The following is a 21,160-nucleotide window of genomic DNA, read 5'->3' as shown; positions in this document are numbered from 1 at the left end:
GTGAGCGAAAATCGATACTCAAAGGACCCAGAGAACGAGGAAGGCGTAGAACGCCGCAAGCGAGATAATAACGAGTCGGATGAGGATGTTCACGCTGAAGACGAGGCCGCTGTAGTCGAGTTTGAGCAAGTGTAACTGATCCGTCTGATCGTTCGTCAGCCCGATCTCGGCATCGGTGACGCGGTCGGTTGCACGCTGGACCGTGTCCGTGACCGTCTCGATGTCGAATCCGTCCATGTTCGCCAGGTCGTGAACCGATGCGTGCGTGTCCGTCGAGAACAGAATCACCTCGTCGAACTCTTCTTTGAACCGTTCGCGTTGGGCTCGCAGATCGTCGGTGATCCCGTTGGTATCGACGCCGAAGACGAGCGTTCGTTCTCCGTCGACCTCCTCCACGAGCGCCAGCAGCGGATGGTCGCCGCAGTCGACGGCGAAGCCGGCGCTGTACGGGTAGGTTTCGGCACCCTCGAGGCGCTCGAGGAAGTCGTCGAAACACCGCTTGAGGCGGGCGGCTTCCTCGGTGCCGTACTGGATTTCCCGGTCCAGTTCCGCGTGGATGTGGTGGTTGTGCATATCCACGAGGAGGACGTCGTCTTTCGAGACGTCCCGCATGAAGACGCCGGGATGGTAGTCGTCGATTCCCTCGGCTTCGAAGAAGACGATTTTCTTTCCGTCGATCGTCCGCCCGTAGAACTCGAGGTCGTCGTACTCCGCGCTGTGGAGTCGCGACGCCGTCGACACCGTTTCGGGGTCGCCGACGGCGTCGATGACTTTGGTCACGTCCGCCGGATCGGCGAGGTCTTCCTTGTGGGTACACGGAACGTGCAGGAAGAAGCCGGTGCCGTCGTCGTTCAAGTCGTCGATGACGTCGCTGCTGAGTTCGCCGCCGCCGAACCCGCCGAGGGGGCCCGGATGGATCCACGGCGCTGCGAGCGTAAGCGTCTGGCCGTTGTCGATCGTCAGCGTTTGGACGTCCGGCCGCGCCGGGTACCCGAGATCGAGGGCCGATCGTTCACCCTTCAACAGCCCCGACGTGAGTCTGAACGCGGAGACGTTGGCGTTGCTACCGATCAGATAGTCGAATAGCTTCAGGAATCCGACGAGGACTGCGACGACGACCAGAAGTACGCCAAAGTTGACGAGCAGCGACGCCTCGGAGACGCCGACGTTCCGACCGATGAAAAACTGGAACGTGCCGATCAGGAGAAGGGGTTGAACGAGCGACAGGAGCACTATCCGCCGCAGGCGCTCGGGACCGACCGAAACGGTCAGGACCATCACGTTAGTGAGGCTCACGGTGATCAGTGCGAGCCAAACGATTCGCCACGCGTTCAGTCCGGTATCCGCACCGGAGAGGATGAGCGCGTAAATGAAGAGAAACAGCTGCGTCGTGAGCGCGAGGAAGTAGCTCCAGTGGCGCGGATAGTCGGGCAATGCGTGATAGAAGAGTTCGGCGGCGATGACGAACGGCCCCATGAAGATTACGAGCGCGCCGACCGGGATGAGCCACGGTTCCAGTTCGACCGGCGCGAATTCGTTGAGCGCCAAATACGCGAGAGTTGCATAGAGCGGGCTCAAACCGACCAACGCGGCGATTTGAACCGGGAGCGACGGGAGCCGAAAGACGATGTGTTTGAAGATATCGACGTTATCAGCACCCATGACTACTCACCGGTAAGTTCGTCACGCCCTTTGTGAGTGTTCATTGCTCGCGGTAGTAACCCCATTAGGGTATCTCTTTTCGTTCACGGGCGAGCGGGACGTCGTCTGCCGTCCCAACCCGACCCGTAGCAATTCCGCGGTAGGCACACGTATCGGATCTCTTGTCATCAGTGGTACATAATTACTACGAATAGTGACGTTCACTATTTCCGATAGATGACCGAAAACGAACGGACGTTCCGAACGCCTCGTCGTGGACTCCTGTCGACGGTCGCGGGAACCGGTTTCGTCGCCGTCTTCGGTTCGATCGCGTCACGGTACGTCACCGCCGACACGAGCACGGGCGCGGGTGATGAGTTCCTGCTCGGCCCCCTCGAGTCGGCGCTCGACGAGTGGCGACCCGGTGACGACGTCGCGCTGTCGAGAGTCGCCCGACGTGATCGTCCGATTGCGGTCACCGAAGGCGAGTACGCCCTCGAGGCGACCGTCGACGGGAATACGACACCGACCATCTCGCGGCGGGTCGCCGACCTCGACCTGATGGCGCATCCGTACTTCGTCGCCGGTGTTACGCCCGGCCGAATTGCGGGGACCGATTCGGCCCTCGAGTTTCGGTTTCGGCTCGTGAATGTCCTCGATGACTGGGTAGCGACGGATCCGATCGCCGAATCCGATCCCATCCCGATCCCGCAAGCGATGCCCGCACGCATTTACTGGGACGCGAGCGACGTCGACACCGGTCTCCTTGACGCGACGGCACGACTCGAGATCACGTGGTCGGTGGCCGACCGCGATTCGGGCTCGTCGACCGAAATTGACACACGCCGTGGGGGAATCGTCTTCGATGCCGTTCGTGCGACCAACGCAGTCGGCGCCATCGGCCGCGCACGCCTCGCGGCGACGATGCGGGACCTCCAGTTCGATCACGGTGTCTACGTCCGTACCACGGTAACTGCGGAGTCCGAGACGCGAGAGGAAGGCGAATTCGTGTTCGCCGACGGTGAAACGGAGCCGTATCGATTCGAGAGGCTCGCCGCAGATCGGCACCTGCTTACGGTTGCGGGAACCGAGATCGAATTCGGCGGAGGGTGGCACTGATGGTCGAACGATCCACGTCGGCGACGACCGTCACGCTCCTCCCCGGTCACAACGAGAACAGTTCGGAGGGCGGCGATCCCCTCAACAGCTCGATGCCCGACTACTACGGGAAGTCCCTCGACGCGTGGTTCGTCGCCGACGCCGTGACCGACCTTCCGGACGACCTGCAGGCGGTCCGCGAGATGCGAAAGCAGCTTCCCGAATACGACGAGGGGCTTCGACAGTACCGACTGGCAAACCGCATCGAACTGGCGTTCGCCACCCCCGACGGCCGAACCGTCGTGGACTCGAGTCTCTCCTACGACACGAACGCGGACGAGAAGCCGTCGTACGTCGGCGTCGAAGGAGAGGAGTCGGAGGACAACCTCGTGAGAGACATCATCGAGCGAGAGGATCTGGACTGGTTCGATGGTCAGGACAAACTCCGCGCGTCGGTCACGCGGTTCGAGAGCGATGCCGTCTCCGAAGCCGTCGACGGCGTCGAGGGCGTCCGGGCCTCCGTCATCTTCGGCGGCACCGATACGTACATCGAGATCATGCGCGAGAAGTTCTACGAACTCGGTCCCATCGAGTTTCTCGAGACGACGGGGATGGACGCGGCGGTCGTTCCCGCGTTCATCGTCGAGCCGCCGACGATGTACACGTTCCTCGAGCTCGCGCTACTGGCCGATGGGACGACGCTCGCGCGCGTCTGGGACGTCAGTCCGTATCCGAAGCACTACCTCTACGTCGAGGAGCGAAAGCGCGAGGAAACCGAGTTCGAGGAGGGGAGTCGCCCGGACGGCGGCGACTGGCAGCCAAACGAGGACACGAACGAGCGGTTCGGGCAGTGGGTGCTCGAAGAGCAGGGATTAGAAACGCCGTTCTCGCCGCATACGAGAGCGGGATACGAGCACTCTATCGAGTACGCCGCCGCAGCCGATGCGTATCCGACGATGAGCTACGGCGAGGACGGTGCTGAACTAACTGCATCGTCGGTTGCCTCTGCCCTTCCGCCGTTGTTCCCGTGGTAGCCCGGCAATTCCGCTATCGATAGTACGGAGCCGAGGAATGGCCGATCACGCCGGGGGCAGCGTGAACGAAAACGTCGTTCCGTTCCCCGGTTCGGAGTCGACCCAGATCTCGCCCCCGTGACGTTCGATGATGCGCCGACAGAGCGCGAGACCGATGCCGGTCCCCGGATGCTCTTCGTGGGTGTGGAGCCGATGGAACACTTCGAAGATTCGATCCTGGTCTTCGGGATCGATCCCGATCCCGTCGTCGTGAACCGAGATGACGTATTTCGCTCCATTTCGTTCGGCAGCGATACGGATCTCTGGCGGCTCATCGCCGCTGTACTCGATCGCGTTGCTAACGAGATTCTGAAACACCTGCTGGAGTTGGCTGGCGTCTCCGCGGACGGTTGGTAGCGAGTCGACCACAACCTCGGCCTGATTTTCGTCGATCTGGAGTTCGAGATTCTCGAGCGTCTCGTCGAGAACGTCGTTCAGATCGATCGATTCGAACGGATCGCCGCGCGTTTCGACCCGCGAGTACTGGAGGAGGCCGTCGATCATCTGGCGCATGCGCTCGGCGCCGTCGACAGCGAAGTCGATGAACTCCTCGGCATCGTCATCGAGGTCGTCGCCGTACCGATTCTCCAGCAACTGCAGGTAACTGGTCACCATCCGCAGCGGCTCCTGGAGGTCGTGGGAGGCGGCGTACGCGAACTGCTCTAAGCGTTCGTTCGACGCCTCGAGCTGGTGTTCGTACTCGAGACGGTCGGTGATGTCGCGGCCGATCCCAGTGAGCACCTCGTTCCCGTCGGGATCCTCGAGCGTGGATGCCGTGAACTCGTACGGTATCTCTTCGCCGTCCCTGGTCCGAATCTTCGCTTCGATTTGTAGATCGCCGGTTTCGAAGCCGTCGGCGATCGTCGCTGCGACCTGCTCGGCGTGTTCCTCGTCGAAAAAGTCCAGTGCGGTCATCGACTCGATTTCCGCGTCCGAGTTGCCGGTGACGTCGTTTACGCTCTCGTTCCACCGCTGTAAGTTGCCGTCCGCATCGATGAGATAGAACAGATCGTCGACGGCGTTCAGAACGTCGTCGGTGAACTCCTTGTGCTCCTTGAGCCGACGTTCGCGCTCGCGGAGGGCCCGTTCGCGTTCCTTGCGTTCGGTGACGTCGCGGACCACGCCGATCTCCTCGTGGCTGTCGCCAGTCTGTAACGTCGCGAAGGTCCCTTCGACCGGGACGCGGTCGCCGCTGGCCGTCTGAAGTTCCGTCTCCATCGCCGGCGGTGCTTCGACGCCGGCCGCAATCTGGTCTCGCGATTCGGTGATCGTCTCCTCGTCGACGACCAACGAGGCGTGTTCGCCCACGAGTTCGGTGCGATCGTAGCCGGTGAGTTCGGCGTACGCCTCGTTAACCATCGTGAAGTAGCCGTCCTCGTCTTTGACGTAGATACCGTCGTTGATCGTCTCGACGATGGTCTCGTACTTCGTCAGTTCCTGCTCGCGCTCTACTCGAGCCGTCACGTCGCGGAAGTAAATCGAGAGCCCCGATTCGGACGGATACACCGAAAACTCGAGCCACGACTCGGTGCCGTCCTCGTAGACCTCGAAATTGAGCGGCTCCTGCGTTTCCATCGCCGTTCGGAACTTCGTCCTGTATATTTCGTCGTCCGTCTCGGGAAGGACGTCCCAGATTTCTCGTCCCAGTAACTCCTCGGCGGGTTGTCCGAGGAGTTCGGCGGCTCGATCGTTTAAGTGTGTCAACTGCCAGTCGTCGTCGAGCGCGTAGAACGCGTCGGAGATTCGCCCGAGGATCCCGTTGAGTTCCGTCTCGAGTTCCGCTTTTCGTTGCTCGAGTTGTCGCTCCCGTTCCTTGAGTTCGGTGATGTCCTTCCCCGCAGTGATGATGCGATCGATCGTTCCGTCGGGACCGTATACGGGGACGGTATTCACGCGGTAGTGTCGTCGATCACCGTTCGGCAGTTCGAAGATCAGTTCTTCGTCGAACACCGGTTCGCCGCTTTCTAAAACGCGGGCCGACGTCGTCTCCTCCGGCTCGAGTCGATTCCCGTCGGCATCGTAGATTTTCCACTCTCCCGTATCGACGGGGTTCGCGGTAAATTCCGCTTCGGAGAGGTCGAACACCTCCTGCGCCCGTCGATTTGCCATCACCGTCTCTCGGTCGCTGTTTTGCACGGCGATGGCGACCGGCGCGGTCCGCAGCAGTTGTTCCGTCTGGCGGTACTGCTGTCGGAGTTGCCGTTCGCGCTCCTTTTGCTCGGTGATGTCCTCGAGCGAGAGGATCACTCGCCGATCCTCGCCGTCTTCGAGCGGCGCAGCGTTGAGCGAGACCCAGCGTCGGTCCCCGTTCGGCGCGTCGAGCTGGCACCGGTAATCGTAGACGGGGTCCCCGGTTTCGAAGGCTTCCGCCCAGGGTCGATCGGCCGGCGGAATGCGGTCGCCCGCTTCGTCGTAGACTTCCCACGAGTCCACGGTGTACTCTGACAGGGCTGCATCGTCGATCTCGAGTCGGGTAAGCAGCCGCCGGTTTGCACGGGTGAGGCTCCCGTCCGGACTCAGGACGCAGGTCCCCACCGGGATCGTCTCGAGGATCCGTTCGGTGAAGTCCCGCTCCCGGCGCAGTCGCTGTTCGTACTCCCGGCGCTCGGTCATATCTCGCGTAACCTTCGTAAAGCCCCGGAGCGTGCCGTCGTCGTCGCGGATCGCGGTGATCGTGACGTGGGCCCAGAACCGGGTGCCGTCCTTGCGGACGCGCCACCCTTCGTCCTCGACGCGGCCCGCGTCCGCCGCCGCCTCGAGATTCTCCTCGGGGACGCCCGCTTCGGTATCGCCATCGGTATAGAAGGTCGAGACGTGTTCGCCGACGATCTCCTCGGTTCGGTACCCTTTGATCCGTTCGGCTCCGTCGTTCCAGTTGACGACGGTCCCCTCCGGATCGAGCATAAATATGGCATAGTCCCTGACGGCGCTCACGAAGGCCGCGAACTCCGCTTCGTCGGGGCTTTCAGACCCCGTTCGGTCGTCGCCGTCGGGCTGCCACCATACTCGCGTCCCGTCGGCGAGTTCCCGCCTTTCGACCTCGCCGCTTTCGGTAAGCTCGTCTAAGGCTCGGCGTGCCGTTCGTTGCGAGCAGTCGAGTGCGTCGGCGACGTCTGCGGCTGTAATCGGTATTCCTTGTCGCTCGAACTGCGTAAAAACACCCCGCACGTCCTCCCGTGTAATGTCCGGTGCTGACCCGGGGGTACCCATAGACGCAGTTCTCGGCCCACCCTTGTAAACACTTACCGTTCGATACTATTCAGTCTGAGCCGAAAAACCGAACTCCGCTTTACTCCCCTCGAGATGGCATGTTCTGGTCGATTCACAGCGCGTCCTAGCGGTATTTGACTTGCGCGGTTGTCCACCCTTCGGGGTCGAAGATAGGTACAATAGCTATAATAGCTACAATAGGTAACTATCTCACTCACGTAACTATACAAATTATGGTAATATAGTAATGAATATATTTCCTCTGTCAACCTTGCTACTTTACTATTCCCCTCAATATTCAGATGGCGGAAAAATGGCGGCTATACCCCTATAACTCATTTTATTTGGCCGAGGTATTGGTGATACATAAAAAGAAATGGTATATATGTGGTCAGATTATTTCGTTCCTTTTCTCTCTTACAAACCAATCACTAGTCTAGAATAGATAGCAAATATTTATCATAATATACTGTATCTCGTTCTATATAGTCCGGATGATCTCATCAGGTAATCGGCTCCTGTGCTCCTATCGGTTACCGCTCAAACCTTGACGGCACGCTCAACGAGCAGCCGCCAAAATATATCAGGAGCGCAATTCGTACCGCTGTACTCGGCTATTTTGACTGCCCACGCTTTTTCTCGTTCCCGTTTCTGTCCTTCTTTTTGTTCCCGTTCTTCTTTCCGTAACCGTTCGTCCTGCCGGGGCCGCTGTTGTTTCGAATCGGGATGTTCTCCTCACCGTCGAGGCCGGGCCACACGCCGTTGTCGCCGATGATATCGGCGCGTCCCCGATCGTTGTCGACGAACAGCCGGGCGATCGACGCCGGCTCGAGTTCGAGCGTGACCGTTCCGTCGCCGTCGACGTCCTCGATCGTGTGCTCGACCGCGTGGTTCGTCGGTTCGTCCCACGACGTCGGGGTTTCGTGAGGAAGCGGTCGTTCGTCGGCAGCCGGCTCGAGTCGGACGATCTCGACCGACTTGTCGGCGTACCACTCGCCCAGTTCGATCGTCACCTCGCTCCGTGCGCGGAGGTTTCGGTTGGTCAGGAACAGGGCCAGTTCCTCGCCCCGTCGGTTCTGCATCGCGGCGGCGTCGACGTACGGGACGTCGGCCATGGGGTTGATCCGCTCCCCGGTGTCGGGGAGATCGCGGCTCGCACCGGTCGTTTCGACGTCGACTGCGTGCCACTCGGCGTCGTACTCGAAGACGGCCGAGTACAGCCCCGTCACGGAGCCGTCGGGACGGAGCGGATTCGGATCCGGCGGATGATCGTCCGTCTTCACCGGCACCCACGACTTGATCGGGACCCACGTCTGGGCGGCCCACTTGACCGTGTCCGTCTCGCGAATGCACGCGTTGAGCACGCCCGCCACGTAGGACGCGCCGGGCATCGTCTCCGGCCCCGGATACGGCGCGCCCTCCGCAACGGTCGGGAAGATCCCGATCTCGCTGAGGTTGACGTAGAAGTCGTCCTCGTGGCCGTATTCGTCGGCCAGATCGCCGAGTTCGCCGAGCTGTTCGCCCAGCTGGGTCGCCGCCATCACGATCACTTCGCTGTAGTCCCAGTCGTCGGCGTCGTGGTCGTCCTTCCAGGCCTCGACGTCCTCGGCGCTGTCGAGTCCCCACTGGTAGCGGTGGATGTTCAGCCCGTCGAGCTGTTCGGGCGAGAGTTCGTCCAACAGCGTCTCGTTCCACGGATTGTCGTTGTGTTCGGCTTCGGCGGGGTCCCACCCGCTCGCGATGATCGTAATCGAATCGTCGACCTCGCGCATCGCGGCGGCGTACTCGTCGAATCCGATGCGCTCCTCGGAGCCGGTGGCGTACTCCGAGGCGTCCGACGTGTGACCGAACTGCCAGTCGCCCCAAACCTCGTTGCCGACGCCCCAGTGCTCGACGTTCCATGGATCGGCACGCCCGTGTTCCGCGCGCAGCGCACCCATCTCGGTGTCGCTCGAGCCGTTGACGTACTCGACCCAGTCGGCGGCGTCTTCGGGGAGGATCTGGCGCTCTTCGGCCCAGTCGTCCGGGTTGTCCCACCACCCGATCGTGATCTCGGGCGTGAGATCGGCGACCTCGCACAGTTCGAGGTACTCGGCGGTCCCGAAGAAGTTGGGTTGCATCCCCTGCCAGGCGTGGTTGAACCGGGGCGTGCGCTCCTCGAGCGGACCGATCCCGTCGCGCCAGTTGTACTGGCTGGTGACGTTGCCGCCGGGCCACTTCAGCCACGTGCCGTGCTGTTCCGCCAGCAGGTCGACCGTGTACGGATTGAATTTCCCGTTAACGGCGTCGTCGGCCGCGAGTTCGACGAAGTCGATGTCGAAGTGCCCCGTCCCGTCGGTCGTGAACTCGAGGGCGTACCGTCCGTACGGCGTTTCGACGTCAGCGACGGCGCCGCCGACGTACTCGTCGCCGCTCTTTTCGTCGAGTTCGAGCGTCGGCTCGTAGCGCGTCCACTCCCCGGAGACGTCCACCGCGGTCGACGCGAGCACGTCGCCCTCGAGGGTCGTCAGCGACGCCGTGACGGTGTCGACGTCGCCGCGGACCGAGAAGCCGAGGTCGTACCCGAGCGTCCGATTGTCCGGCAGGACGATCCGCTGTTTGATCCCGGCGCCGTCGGTCCCTTCGTCGACCGCGATCCGCGGGTAGCCGGTGGTTCCGTGCGGCGAGTCGCCCCCGGCGACCCGTTCGCCGTCGGACCGGAGGTCGAAACTCGCGCGGGATCCGTCGACGGGTTCCCACGGGAACGGGAGCGTCTCGTGGCGCTCGACCTCGTAAAACGCGTCTATTTCGTCGCTGAACCAGTAGTCGGGAACCCGCCAAAACGTCGGGTTCATCACGTGCAGCGAGTACACGCCCGGATAGATCGTCGCGTCCCCGTAGTGTTCATTCAGCCGGCCGAACAGCGTGTCGGGAACCGGCTCCTCGGACTTGTCGTGCGGATCGACGCTGACCCTGTTCTCGATCGTTTCCCGCGGCTCGGCCGATGCGATACCGGCCCCGAATCCGACCGTGGATCCGGCGACCAGCATGGACTGCGTCGCGAGCACTTCGCGACGCGACAGCCCTCCACCGTCCGAATCGTTGTCGCCACTACCGTCTGCAGTTGGATTTGGTGACATCCACTCGCGAATTGAACAGAACATCATTAAATTATTATCCAAAATTACGCTCGGTTAGGATGTGAAGATAATTCCGGACCCGAGCTAGATAGATATACGACCAATCCTCGGCGAATCAATCCGTTCCGCTGTTCGGTGAATTCGGGTATCGCGGCCCGATCGCCGTTGTTCGAGTCGCACCGAGAAATCGACCGGATAATTCTATGGCGGGGTCAGCCGTTAGTTACTCAAGAGTTCGGTTTCGATCGATTTTCCGGCCGAAACCAGCAGGGGGACGATCTCCTCCTGCAGTCGTCGGGAATCGCGTTGTAACTCGGAGCCGAGGACTTCGATCGCGGCGATTCCGTTGTCTTCGGTGTCCCGAATGGGAACGGCGATCCGGTAGAGTTGATTCGTCTCCGCTTGCTGGTCGAAGGAGTGCCAGCGCTTTTCCAGCACGCCCGCGTTGTACTGCTGGTTGTTCGTTTCTCGATCGATGATCACGCGGTTATCGCGCGCTCGCTTCAGGTCGGCGTAGAAGTTCTGGCGATCGATATCGAACGCGGTGTTCTCGAGGATGTCGTCGACGTACTCCCGAGATCGGTACGAGAGCAGTGCCTTTCCACCCGTCGACGCGTGGATCGGCATTCGACTACCCTCTTCGATGGTCCGGTCGTCGTGTGGCGAGGTGGAGTAGAGATACACCGCATCCCCGTCCTCTTCGACGATCAGCGAGACCACTTCGCCGGTTTTCTCGGCCAACGCGTCTAGTTCTGGCTGTGCGATGCGGTAGACCTCGTGGCGAGAGACGATGCGTTGCCCGAAGTGGAACAGTCGCAGCGACGGTGCGTAAGCGCCGTCGGATTTCGTGACGTATCCGAGGTGGCGCAGCGTGTCGAGGTACTTGTAGACGGAACTCTTCGCGATGCCGGTCTGTCTGGACAGTTCGGTGACGCCGATCTCGCCCGTCTGCTCGAGCGTCTCGAGGAGTTCGAACGCTTTGACGATCGATTTGACGTGGTGAGATTCCGCGGACTGCGTCGACTCCCGCGATCGTCGAATCGCTCGGGGTGGGTCCTGCGACGGCGACGGGTGGTCGCTGGGACGTCGCTGGGACGACTGTTCATCCACGTGCTCGCTCGAGTCGTAGTCGAAAAGCGATTCCAGGGTGGCTCGCGCGTACCTGATCTCGGTTTTGCCGTGACCGTCGTACGTCGAAGTCAGGTGCAGGAGCGACGTTCCGTCCGCCGACGGGAGCAACGCGCTCGACCAGCCGACGGACCGGTGGCCGGTTTCGAGTTCGTCGTCGAACCACAGCGGCGCTGAAACGGGTTCCCACGTCTCCGCACCGGCGAGATCGCTCGAGGCGAGCAGGACCGTCCCGCTTTCCGGAACGCGATTTCGATTTTGGTCACGGAGCGTTTTTCCCGCGACCAGAATCGTTCCATCCTCGCCGCCGTAGGGAACCCAGGTCGCGTAGGGGCCCTCGATGAGCTGGCGCCCGTCGTCGGTCCGGACGGGCGATCCGACGTCGTCGGGGTCGCCCCAGTCGCGGCCGTTCGGCGACGTTTTGACGTACACGCCGCCCCCGTACTGTCGGCCACCGATAAAGTACGTAAGGAGGTACTGACCCGTCGGGAGTGTCGTGATCGTCGGCATTCCCGGCGTCGACTCGTCGTCTGCGACCGCAACGTCGAACGTCTCCGCGTTCCACGTCTGCCCGCCGTCGGTCGAGACGCGGTGACCGATGACGCGGTTGTACCCCTCGTCCGAGTGGCGCGCGTCGGAGAAGTAACAGACGAGGTTGCCGTCGGCGTCGACGGTCAGTTCGGGCGCCCACACTGGCGACTCACCGCGTCCCGGAACGGCTTTTCCACCCGTGACGACGGTGCTGACGTACGACCAGGTCCGGCCGCCGTCTTCGCTCGCGTAGAGGTCGATGCTCGTCTCGGAGCGGTCACTCGGGATCGAGTTTCCGACGGCAAAGACTGTGCCCGCCTCCCAGGGACCGAGCTGCTGTGGGACTTCGAAGAGCGTCGGCTGGTATCGCAGTCCCCATCCGTGCTGGGTGTCCCGAATCTCGGCAAAGCGGGACCAGGTTCGGCCGTCGTCGGTGCTCCGATAGACCGGGAAATACGGCTCGTCGGTGCCGTTCTTGCCCGTCGTCTCGTAACATTCGAACGTTGCGAGAATCGTCGGGTCGTCGCTCTCGTCGTGCTCGAGTCGCTCGACTCGAGGATACATCGCTCCGGGGACCGGCGCCCACTCAGGGGGACTGTACAGCACGCGCCCATCCCGGTCGTCCGTGAGTTCGTCGTCGGTCATGGTTCCCCGTTCGATAGCGTGTCGTTCGACACCGATCGGCCGGCTGTCCGATACCGTCCGGTCTCGCACGTCGGCCCAGCCGGTCCGTGAGGTACCAGTCCGTTGGGCGAGCGTCGTCGACCGGGGCGGACCGTGCGTGCGTGCGTCATCGAGTATCGCTTCGTGGTTGGACGACCTTATTGGTACGGATCCCGCCTGCGGCTTCACCCGTCACTGCCGATCGAATCGAAGATCGATCGGCGTGAGACGGCGGTCGTCGGTTTCACCCTTTATCGACCATTTTTCTCTATAGGAAACAGAATACGTTCTCCGTAGAAGTGCTGCTATCCCGCAATTTGCCGTGTGACACCGTACCAACCGTTACAATAGTACGTATGTAATATGTCGGTATCGAACGCAGCTATTTCTTATATCGAAATCATGCAGCGGTTCGGATGCGGCCGTTCGTTGGAGTGGACGGCCGGCCTCGAGCCAGCCGCGGACCGTCGAGCAACGTTCCTAACGGCAGGCGGATACTGAAGATTTAACCCCGATCAACCAGACACACCGGTATGAACGACGACACGTCCCTTCGCCGCTCTCGCTCGCTCGACGGAGAGTGGCTGTTCGAGGTCGATCCCGACGGGATCGGGATGACGGAGGGATGGCAGACGGAACTCGCGATGTGGCTCACTGAGGCCAATCCCGTCGACGTCCCGCACATCTGGCAGGAGGACGACGGCCTACGGGGGTACACGGGAACCGCGTGGTACAATCGGACGTTTCAGATCGAGACGGCGGACCTCGAGTCCGAGCGCGTCTTCGTCGAATTCGGCGCCGCCGACTACTGGACGACCGTCTGGGTCAACGGCGAGCGGGTCGGCGAAAACCGCGGCGGCTACCTCCCCTTCGAGTTCGAAATCACGGAGGCGATCACCGCCGGCGAGAACACGCTCACCGTTGCGGTTCACGATCCCGGAGATCTGTCGGAGATTCCCCACGGGAAGCAAGGTGAGCCGTGGTTTACGCGCGTCAGCGGGATCTGGCAGTCGGTGACGCTCTCGTTCCGGCCGGCGACCCACATTTCCGGGGCGAACGTGACGCCCGACCTCGAGACGGATACCGCCGCCGTCTCGCTGGATGTCGACGTCGGCGATACTGATCGGTCGGTGGTCGATGCCGTCATTCGGGCCTCACGAGATGGCGAGGTCGAAGCGATCGCCGTCCACCCGATCGACGAGGACGACGAGGCCGTCCTCGAGTTCGACGATCCGGCGTACTGGTCGCCCGAGTCGCCGGCGCTGTACGACCTCGAGATCACGCTCGAAGCAAACGGCGAGGTACTCGATCGCTACGAGGATTACTTCGGCCTTCGGACGATCGAGCGCGACGACGACGGCTTCCGGCTCAACGGGGAGCCGATTCGGCTTCGCGGGGTGCTCGATCAGGGCTATTTCCCCACGACGTTGTATCGGCCGCCGGACGGCGACTTCTTCGAGCGCGAACTCGAGCGCGTCTCGGAACTCGGGTTCAACCTGGTCCGCAAACACCTCAAACCGGCTCATCCCGATTTCCTCGAGGCAGCCGATCGAAAGGGAATCCTCGTCTGGGAGGAGCCGGCGAACCCGGCACAGTATACGGATCGCTCGAAGGAGGAGGTAAAAACCGAACTCCGCCGACTCATCGAACGGGACTACAACCGACCGAGCGTCGTCATCTGGAGTCTCTACCACGAGGAGTGGGGCATCGGCCACAACGAGGCCGAGGAGACGCTCTGGACCGACGAGGCGAAACAGACGTACCTCGCGTCGCTGGTCGAAACGGTTCGGGAGTGGGATCCGACGCGACTCGTGTGTGACAACTCCGGGTGGGCACACGTCGAGACCGATCTCAACGACTATCACTGGTACTGTATCAGTCCCGATCGAGCGACGGAATGGGTCGAGAATCTGGAACACACGCTTCACCACCGTCGGGATAACTACGCTACGCAGCGCTGGTCCGACGACGGCGAGCCGGTCGTGATCTCGGAATTCGGTGCCTTCTCATTCCCGTCGGTCGATACGCTCATCGATCACTACGGGCGAGAGCCCGCGTGGTTCTCCCACGAGTTCCTCACCGATCCGGTCAAGCGGCCCAGCGGCGTTCAGGATCGGTTCGCCGAGACCGGTCTCGACGACGTCTTCGACAACCTCGAGGACCTCGCCGAGTCGTGGCAACACCGCGCGAGCGTCTCGCTCGAGCACATTCTCGGTGAGTTCCGAACGCGGGAAGAAATCGCCGGCTACGTGTTGACGCAACTGTACGACACCGAGTGGGAGGTGACCGGCCTGCTCGATTACTGCCGAAACGAGAAGGCCGTCTACGACGACGTCGCCGCGCTGAACGCCGACGTAACGATCGTTCCGACGGTCGATTCGCACGTTTCGTGGGCCGGCGAGGAGTTCGAACTCGAGATCGCGCTCGTCAACGATACCGACGACCGCGTCGTCGAAGACCTCGAGTGGGAGTTCGACGGACGGACCGAAACCCGGCGACTGACAGCACCGCCACACTCGGTGGTGGAATCGGAACCGGTACGGATTACTGCGCCGCAGGTTGAAACGGTTCGAACCGTTGATGTAACGGTTCGAGGCCGCTCCGAGACGGAGTTGACGCGCACGGAACCGATCGTTGTCGTCCCCTCGCCACCGCGCGAGCCGCCGGAAGCGCTGGTGTTTGCGGAGGGAACGCTCGCCTCGCGACTCGTGTCGGTGGGATTCGACGTCACCCACCGCCTGACGCCCGATGTCGACGTCGCGTTCGTAACGGAGACGACCGCGGACGTCGTCGAGTTCGTTTCGAACGGCGGGACCGCCGTTCACGTCCCGGACCGGCAGGGAGAGATGCGGGGGACCGAGTTTTTCGAGTTCCGGTCGCTCCCGCGGACGGATAGCTGGAACAACACGGCGTCGTTTTTCTATCAGGACTCGCCGCTCGTCGAGGAGTTCTGTTCGAACCGCCACCTCGGCTGGGAGTTCGAAGACGCCTATCCGTACGACATCGTCGCGGACGTAGCGCCCGAGGAGGATACCGTCCACGTCGGCTTCGTGCGGGGGTGGCTGGCCGACCTCGGGAGTCCGCTCCTCGAGCGGTCCGTCGACGACGGTCGAGTCGTCGCGTGTACGTTCCGCGTGCAGACGACTGCCGGATCACATCCGGTCGTGACCGGGTTGTTGTGCCGACTCGTCGACTATCTCACCGACCGGGACTAGATGCGTCTCGGCGCGGGACAATCTATATGTGGCGGTGAGCGTAAGTACGACTATGGCTAAGTCAGCGTCTGCTATCCGGTCCGTTAGCCGCACCTTCGAAATCCTGGAGGTCATCCGCGATCTCGACGGTGCGACCATCGGCGAAATTACCGAGCGGGTCGATATCGGACAGCGATCGGTGTACAACTACCTGAAAACGCTCGAGCACAACGAGTACGTCGACAAGGACGGCGACGAGTACCACATCGGACTGCCGCTTTTCAGTCTCGGCTCTCACGCGAGAAATCTCGTTCCCATCTACGATATCGCACAACCGCAGGTCGATCGACTCGCCGAGGAGACGGGCGAGCTCGCGACCCTGTTCGTCGAGAACAACGGTCTCGGAGTCTATCTGTACTACGCCAGCGGAGCGAACGGAATCGAACTGGGCACGCACGAGGGCGAGCCCGTTCCGCTCCACAGTACGGCGTCCGGCAAGGCCATGCTCGCCTTCCGTCCCCAGTGTGAGGTCGACGATATCCTTTCGGAGCACGGCTTACCGATGTTTACGTCGAACACCATTACGACGCGGGAGGCGCTCGATGACGAACTAACCGCAATCCGCGAACAGGGTTACGCGGAGAGCGACGAGGAACAACGGCCCGGGTTACGATCGCTCGCGGCGCCGATCACCGACGACGATGGGCGGAGCATTGCGTCGATCGGTCTCTCCTGCCCCGTCCACCGTGTCGACGATGATCGCTTCTACGGCGACTATCTGACCGCGCTTCAGGGTGCAGCGAACGTGATCGAACTCGAGTACAACTACGCATAGTGCTGTCAGCCTGATTCGCTCGGAGCCGCGGCAGTCTCCGCTTTGGACCACAGTATCCCATCCGCGATCGGCTGACTCGAGTTCGGTCTCCGCTTAGTGTTCCTGTATCCAGACGCGCATCGCACAGCTTTCGCGGTTATCCCACGCGTAGTACGGAATCGCGGTCAGTCGGGCCGTCGTCTCCTCGCACTCCTCGGCCGGCCGGTAGAGATCGTCCTCCCAGCCGTCGAGCGCCGGAACCGGCGCGTCCCCCTCGAGGACTGTCACGCCGTCCAGGAGATCGTCCCGGTGCACCGGCTCCAGATCGGTCTTCGCGTCGACGCGGTACTGGTGGACCGGCCGCTCGGTATCGAGGGCCTCGAGGCAATAGACGATCGGCCCGCGCTCGAGGGCCACGCGGCCGGCGTTGGCCGCGACCGCGGGGTGGCTGCGGACGACGGTGACGTCCATCTCGAACGTCGCGGTGATCCGGTCGTCGTCCCACGTTCGCTCGAGGGAGACGTATCCGTCGCCGTCGACCGAGACCGACTCGCCGTTCACTTCGATCGACGCCTCGTCACACCACTCGGGAACGCGAAGCGAAATCGTGGCCGCCGCCGGCTCCGTCGCCTCGATGTCGATCGTCACCTCGCCGTCCCACGGGTAGTCGGTCGTCTGGGTGACCTCGAGTTCGGTGCCGTCGACCGTCGGCGTCGCCGTACTCTCGACGTACTGGTTGACGTAGAGCTCCCGGCCGTCGACGGCGTACAGGTACCGCTCGAGCGAGGCGAACAATCGCGCGACGTTCGGCGGACAGCAGGCGCAGTCGAACCAGCCCTGCCGTCCGTGGCTCCCGTCGCTCTCGAGGCGGTTATCGTAGAAGAACTCGGTGCCGTCGAGCGAGACGCCGGCCAGAAAGCCGTTGTACAGCGTTCGTTCGATGAGGTCGGCGTACTTCTTGTCCCCGGTCAGTTCGAACAGCCGCCGGTTCCAGAAGACGCTCCCGATCGCCGCGCAGGTCTCGGCGTAGGCCGTGTCGTTCGGCAGGTCGTAGTCCTCGGTGAACCGCTCGCCCTCGTGTGCCGAGCCGATGCCGCCGGTGACGTACATCCGTTTCGTCGTCATGTTCCGCCAGAGCCGCTCGAGGTGTGCGAGCAGGTCGTCGTCACCCGTCTCCGCGGCGACGTCCGCTGCGCCGGCGAAGAAGTACATCGCTCGGACGGCGTGGCCCTCGACGGCCTCTTGCTCCTCGAGCGGGGCGTGGGCCTGCGCGTACGTTCCGTCGTACTCGCCGTCTTCGTAGAACGCGCCGCGGGCGCTCTCGGCGATCCCGCCGTCGTCGGGATCGTAGCCGGCGATGTCTTCGATGTTCTCGAGTTCCCGTTCGAAGCGGTCGGTTCGCCCCCGAACGTCGATGAAGTAGTTAGCGAGATCGACGTACCGATCCTCGCCGGTTGCTCGGGCGAGTTTCACGAGCGCGAGTTCGATCTCCTGGTGGCCGGGCGCGCCGTCGACTTCGTCGGGGAACACCTCGTCGATGTAGTCGGCGAATTTCGTCGCGACGTCCAGCAGCGCCGTCTTGCCGGTCGCACGATGGTGCGCCACGGCCGCCTCGATGAGGTGGCCCGCGCAGTACAGCTCGTGCATCATGTTGAGGTTGGTCCACTTCCGTTCCGGCTCCTCGAGCGCGAAGTACGTGTTGAGGTAGCCGTCGTCCTCCTGTGCGGCGGCGATCAGGTCGATGACCTCATCGAGTCGTTCCTCGAGGTCGGGATCGTCGGTCGTCGCGAGGACGTAGCTCGCGGCCTCGATCCACTTGTACGCGTCCGTGTCGGCGAACCAGAACCCCTCGAAGCCGCCGGTTTCGCCGGCAGCGGCCCGCCGGAAGTTCTCGAGACAGCCGCTCGTCTCGAGTTGCTCGTACTGGTACTCGATCGTCACCTTCCGGTTGGTCTCGATCCGCGGGCTCCAGAACTCGTCGTCGATCGTCACGTCCGTAAGCGGGACCGGCTCTGCGTTCAGCATCGTGTATTGTGTGCGAACAGCACACGTGAACATATAAATACTGCTGTAGGTCCGTCGAACCAGCCTTCGACCGACTGCGAGGGCCGATCCGCTCTCCGGCAGGATTTCCCACGAGACCGTTCGGCGACCCGTACATTTATCAGACGATGGAGAACAATTGGGAACGATCATGGCAGATCTTTTCACTCACACGGACGGCGAGTCCGACTCCCGGGCGACCGTTCGACTCGATCCCTCGCGGCGGGGCGATGAGGTCTCCCCCGAACTGTACGGCAAGTTCGGCGAACACCTCTACACGCCGCGAAACGTCACCAACGTCCTCGAGGCGCAGGTGCTGTTCAATCCCACGTTCGGCTCCTGGAAGTTCGGCGACCAGCAGTACGGTGCGGACGGCGGCAACAGCGAACTCGCCGATCCCGATGCGATCGACGAGCGGATCGAGACCTACGCCGAAAGGCACGGGTTGCCCGAGGCCGAGCGACTGCAGCAGGCGTACCACGACGGCACCGCGCTGTGGTGGTTCCCGTACGGCAACGCCGACGATGTCCGGACCAGTCCCGATATCGGAACGGCCGACGACCGCGCACAGCGGTTCGAGACCGGGTCGACGGAGGGCTACGACGGACTCGCGCAGTGGTGTTACCTTCCGGTGCACCGAACGACCGAGTTCGAGGGCAAGGTGACGCTGCGCGCTCCCGAGGAGACGACGGTTCGGCTCGCAATTCACGGTCTGGCGGACGACGGTTCGCTCGGCGCAGTGCTCGCCGAGACCGACGTGACCGCTCGAGACGAGTACCGAACGGCCTCGTTCTCGCTCGAGCTTCCGACGGTCGATCGAGACGACGAGCGACTGTTCGGCTTCAGCGTCACCACCCGGAAAACGGACGGGAACGTCGTCGTCGACCGCGTCTGTTGCTATCCCGACGATCACGTCGCCACGGCCGATCCCGAGATCGTCGACTTGCTTTCGGAGATGAACCTCTCCGTGCTCCGATGGCCCGGCGGAAACTTCGTCTCGGGGTATCACTGGGAGGACGGCGTCGGGCCGATCGAAGAGCGTCCGACGAAGCCGAATCCGGCGTGGGACGCCCTCGAGACGAATCTCTTCGGCACCGACGAGTTCGTCGCGCTCTGCGAGGCGGTCGGCTGCGAGCCGATGATCTGCCTGAACGCCGGGAGCGCGACGCCCGAAGACGCAGCGCGGTGGGTGGAGTACTGCAACGGCTCGACCGATACCGAGATGGGCGCGCTGCGGGCCGAACACGGCCACCCCGAGCCGTACGACGTCGCATACTGGGAGGTCGGCAACGAACTCTACGGCTCGTGGCAGATCGGCTGGACGACGCCCGAGGGCAACGCGGACCGGTTCCGCCGGTTCAAGGAGGCGATGGAAGCCGTCGACGAGTCGATCGACGTCTTTGCCTGCGGGAACCGACTGACCGACTGGAACGAGCCGCTGCTCGAGGAACTCGAGGCGGACGACTGGCTCACCGACCACGTCCTCGTCGAGTGTCACGCAGATCCAGAAACCGATCCGGTCGAACTGTTCAACGCCCACTCCGGTTTCGCGAGCCAGTTGCGCGAGGAGTACGAGGCGGTCGCAGCCGAGTGTCGGGCGGCCGGACTCGAGGAGGTACGACAGGCGATCACGGAGCTACAACTGTTTACGCGGTTCGATGAACTCGACGAGGAATCTGAGGCGGATGACGGCGCAGTCGAGGACCGTGAAAACGGGGAACGCCACCTCGACCGCGAGACGCTCCCGACGAACAAGAGCATCACCGAGGTCGTCTTCGACGCGACGATCATCCACGAGTGCATCCGGAGCGGTACCGTCGAGATGGTGACTCACTCCGGCGTCGGGAACCACGGCGGCGGCCTCCGGAAGTCCCAGGGACACGTCTGGGCGGACCCCTGTTACTACGGCCAGCAGCTCGGCTCGAGGCTCATCGGCGGGACTCCGATCGGCGTCGACGTAACCTGCCACACCTTCTCGACGGAGACGGCCTGGGGGACGGACACGAGCGAGTGGTTCGGCGAACTCGAGCCGGTGACCGACGAGCCCGCGATCGACGCGATGGCGGTCACCGACGCCGACGAGCACGACCTCGCGATCGTCCTCGTCCACCGCGACGCGGGCGCCGACGCCATCGACGTCACGGTGTCGGGCGAGCCGCTGGCGGCCGTCGACGGGGACGAGGTCACCGTCGATCGCCTCTCGGCGGAGACGATGTACGAGCGGAACACGCTCGAGGAGCCCGACCGAATCACGCCGACGACCGACAGCGCGACGGTCGACGAGGACAGCGTCACGGTGTCGCTCCCGCCGTGCTCGATGGTTCGATTGACCGCAGACCGAGAGAAGTAGTCCGAGGGCGGGAACGGGACCTACTGCAGCCGAGTTAGCTTTCGTCGAGGAACGAGAACGGCTCCCAGCCGAAGTAGAGCCCGGCCGCGGCGACGAGAATCAGCACGCCCTGAATCGACAGCGTCAGCACGGAGATGACGTATCCGCCCGATCCGGGGTCTTGGAAGGGAAACAGCGCCAACAGGAGAACCGCAAGCGTCAGAGTGATCGCGAGGAGCCCCCGAAAGATCGCTTCGCTCGTATTCATTGCAGGCTCGTTTCGGCGGCGCCGTAATAGAAGTACTGGAGACTGTCAG

At 62.7% G+C, this 21,160-nt stretch carries 11 protein-coding genes; 5 read left to right on the top strand and 6 right to left on the bottom strand.

Annotation, left to right across the window (positions count from 1 at the left end; genetic code table 11):
- Positions 1-18: 18 nt before the first annotated feature.
- Positions 19-1,662 (bottom strand): DUF2070 family protein, encoded by a 1,644-nt coding sequence (locus tag ATJ93_RS18315; RefSeq protein ID WP_120246117.1) that lies wholly within the window; start codon positions 1,660-1,662, stop codon positions 19-21.
- Between the two features lie 216 nt (positions 1,663-1,878).
- On the opposite strand from ATJ93_RS18315, the gene ATJ93_RS24145 reads away from it, so the two are divergent.
- Together ATJ93_RS24145 and ATJ93_RS18305 are read left to right on the top strand one after the other, a co-directional pair.
- Positions 1,879-2,760, top strand: coding sequence for a hypothetical protein (locus ATJ93_RS24145; RefSeq protein WP_245977685.1), 882 nt, complete (start codon positions 1,879-1,881; stop codon positions 2,758-2,760).
- On the top strand, positions 2,760-3,773 hold the full coding sequence (locus tag ATJ93_RS18305; protein WP_120246116.1) for a hypothetical protein: 1,014 nt from the start codon (positions 2,760-2,762) through the stop codon (positions 3,771-3,773). Before ATJ93_RS24145 ends, ATJ93_RS18305 begins: the two co-directional genes overlap by 1 nt.
- A 45-nt stretch (positions 3,774-3,818) precedes the next feature.
- On the opposite strand, the gene ATJ93_RS18300 is transcribed toward ATJ93_RS18305, so the two are convergent.
- The 3 genes from ATJ93_RS18300 to ATJ93_RS18290 all read right to left on the bottom strand — a co-directional run bounded on the left by ATJ93_RS18300 (position 3,819) and on the right by ATJ93_RS18290 (position 12,445).
- Positions 3,819-7,022 (bottom strand): PAS domain S-box protein, encoded by a 3,204-nt coding sequence (locus ATJ93_RS18300; protein ID WP_120246115.1) that lies wholly within the window; start codon positions 7,020-7,022, stop codon positions 3,819-3,821.
- Positions 7,023-7,636: 614 nt separating this feature from the next.
- Positions 7,637-10,141: an alpha-L-arabinofuranosidase gene (locus ATJ93_RS18295; protein WP_120246488.1), complete on the bottom strand. Its 2,505-nt coding sequence runs from the start codon at positions 10,139-10,141 to the stop codon at positions 7,637-7,639.
- 219 nt (positions 10,142-10,360) lie between these two features.
- Complete coding sequence (locus ATJ93_RS18290) at positions 10,361-12,445, bottom strand: IclR family transcriptional regulator domain-containing protein (protein WP_120246114.1); 2,085 nt, start codon at positions 12,443-12,445, stop codon at positions 10,361-10,363.
- Between the two features lie 551 nt (positions 12,446-12,996).
- Between ATJ93_RS18290 and ATJ93_RS18285 the strand changes: the two genes are divergently transcribed.
- Entirely contained in the window at positions 12,997-15,678 is a 2,682-nt protein-coding gene (locus tag ATJ93_RS18285; protein ID WP_120246113.1) for a glycoside hydrolase family 2 protein, read from the top strand.
- A 52-nt stretch (positions 15,679-15,730) separates the two neighbouring features.
- Positions 15,731-16,492 carry an IclR family transcriptional regulator gene (locus tag ATJ93_RS18280; RefSeq protein ID WP_120246112.1) on the top strand — a complete coding sequence of 254 codons (762 nt, stop codon included), beginning with the start codon at positions 15,731-15,733 and terminating at the stop codon, positions 16,490-16,492.
- A 93-nt stretch (positions 16,493-16,585) separates the two neighbouring features.
- Here the strand turns inward: ATJ93_RS18280 and ATJ93_RS18275 are convergent, their stop codons facing one another.
- Positions 16,586-18,496, bottom strand: a complete 1,911-nt coding sequence (locus ATJ93_RS18275; protein ID WP_120246111.1) for a glycoside hydrolase family 127 protein — start codon at positions 18,494-18,496, stop codon at positions 16,586-16,588.
- Positions 18,497-18,665: 169 nt separating this feature from the next.
- Between ATJ93_RS18275 and ATJ93_RS18270 the strand changes: the two genes are divergently transcribed.
- Positions 18,666-20,864 (top strand): alpha-L-arabinofuranosidase C-terminal domain-containing protein, encoded by a 2,199-nt coding sequence (locus ATJ93_RS18270; protein ID WP_120246110.1) that lies wholly within the window; start codon positions 18,666-18,668, stop codon positions 20,862-20,864.
- Positions 20,865-20,898: 34 nt separating this feature from the next.
- Here the strand turns inward: ATJ93_RS18270 and ATJ93_RS18265 are convergent, their stop codons facing one another.
- Positions 20,899-21,111 carry a hypothetical protein gene (locus ATJ93_RS18265; RefSeq protein ID WP_120246109.1) on the bottom strand — a complete coding sequence of 71 codons (213 nt, stop codon included), beginning with the start codon at positions 21,109-21,111 and terminating at the stop codon, positions 20,899-20,901.
- Positions 21,112-21,160: the final 49 nt, after the last annotated feature.

Source organism: Halopiger aswanensis (assembly GCF_003610195.1).
In the GTDB taxonomy this organism is placed as follows: Archaea; Halobacteriota; Halobacteria; order Halobacteriales; family Natrialbaceae; genus Halopiger; species Halopiger aswanensis.
This window is presented reverse-complemented; position numbering and strand designations above follow the sequence as displayed.

Excerpts from the sequence above, each read along its gene's own strand:
- ATJ93_RS18315 (WP_120246117.1), bottom strand. The coding sequence starts at position 1,662 with ATGGGTGCTGATAACGTCGATATCTTCAAACACATCGTCTTTCGGCTC.
- ATJ93_RS24145 (WP_245977685.1), top strand. The coding sequence starts at position 1,879 with ATGACCGAAAACGAACGGACGTTCCGAACGCCTCGTCGTGGACTCCTG.
- ATJ93_RS18305 (WP_120246116.1), top strand. The coding sequence starts at position 2,760 with ATGGTCGAACGATCCACGTCGGCGACGACCGTCACGCTCCTCCCCGGT.
- ATJ93_RS18300 (WP_120246115.1), bottom strand. The coding sequence starts at position 7,022 with ATGGGTACCCCCGGGTCAGCACCGGACATTACACGGGAGGACGTGCGG.
- ATJ93_RS18295 (WP_120246488.1), bottom strand. The coding sequence starts at position 10,141 with ATGTCACCAAATCCAACTGCAGACGGTAGTGGCGACAACGATTCGGAC.
- ATJ93_RS18290 (WP_120246114.1), bottom strand. The coding sequence starts at position 12,445 with ATGACCGACGACGAACTCACGGACGACCGGGATGGGCGCGTGCTGTAC.
- ATJ93_RS18285 (WP_120246113.1), top strand. The coding sequence starts at position 12,997 with ATGAACGACGACACGTCCCTTCGCCGCTCTCGCTCGCTCGACGGAGAG.
- ATJ93_RS18280 (WP_120246112.1), top strand. The coding sequence starts at position 15,731 with ATGGCTAAGTCAGCGTCTGCTATCCGGTCCGTTAGCCGCACCTTCGAA.
- ATJ93_RS18275 (WP_120246111.1), bottom strand. The coding sequence starts at position 18,496 with ATGCTGAACGCAGAGCCGGTCCCGCTTACGGACGTGACGATCGACGAC.
- ATJ93_RS18270 (WP_120246110.1), top strand. The coding sequence starts at position 18,666 with ATGGCAGATCTTTTCACTCACACGGACGGCGAGTCCGACTCCCGGGCG.
- ATJ93_RS18265 (WP_120246109.1), bottom strand. The coding sequence starts at position 21,111 with ATGAATACGAGCGAAGCGATCTTTCGGGGGCTCCTCGCGATCACTCTG.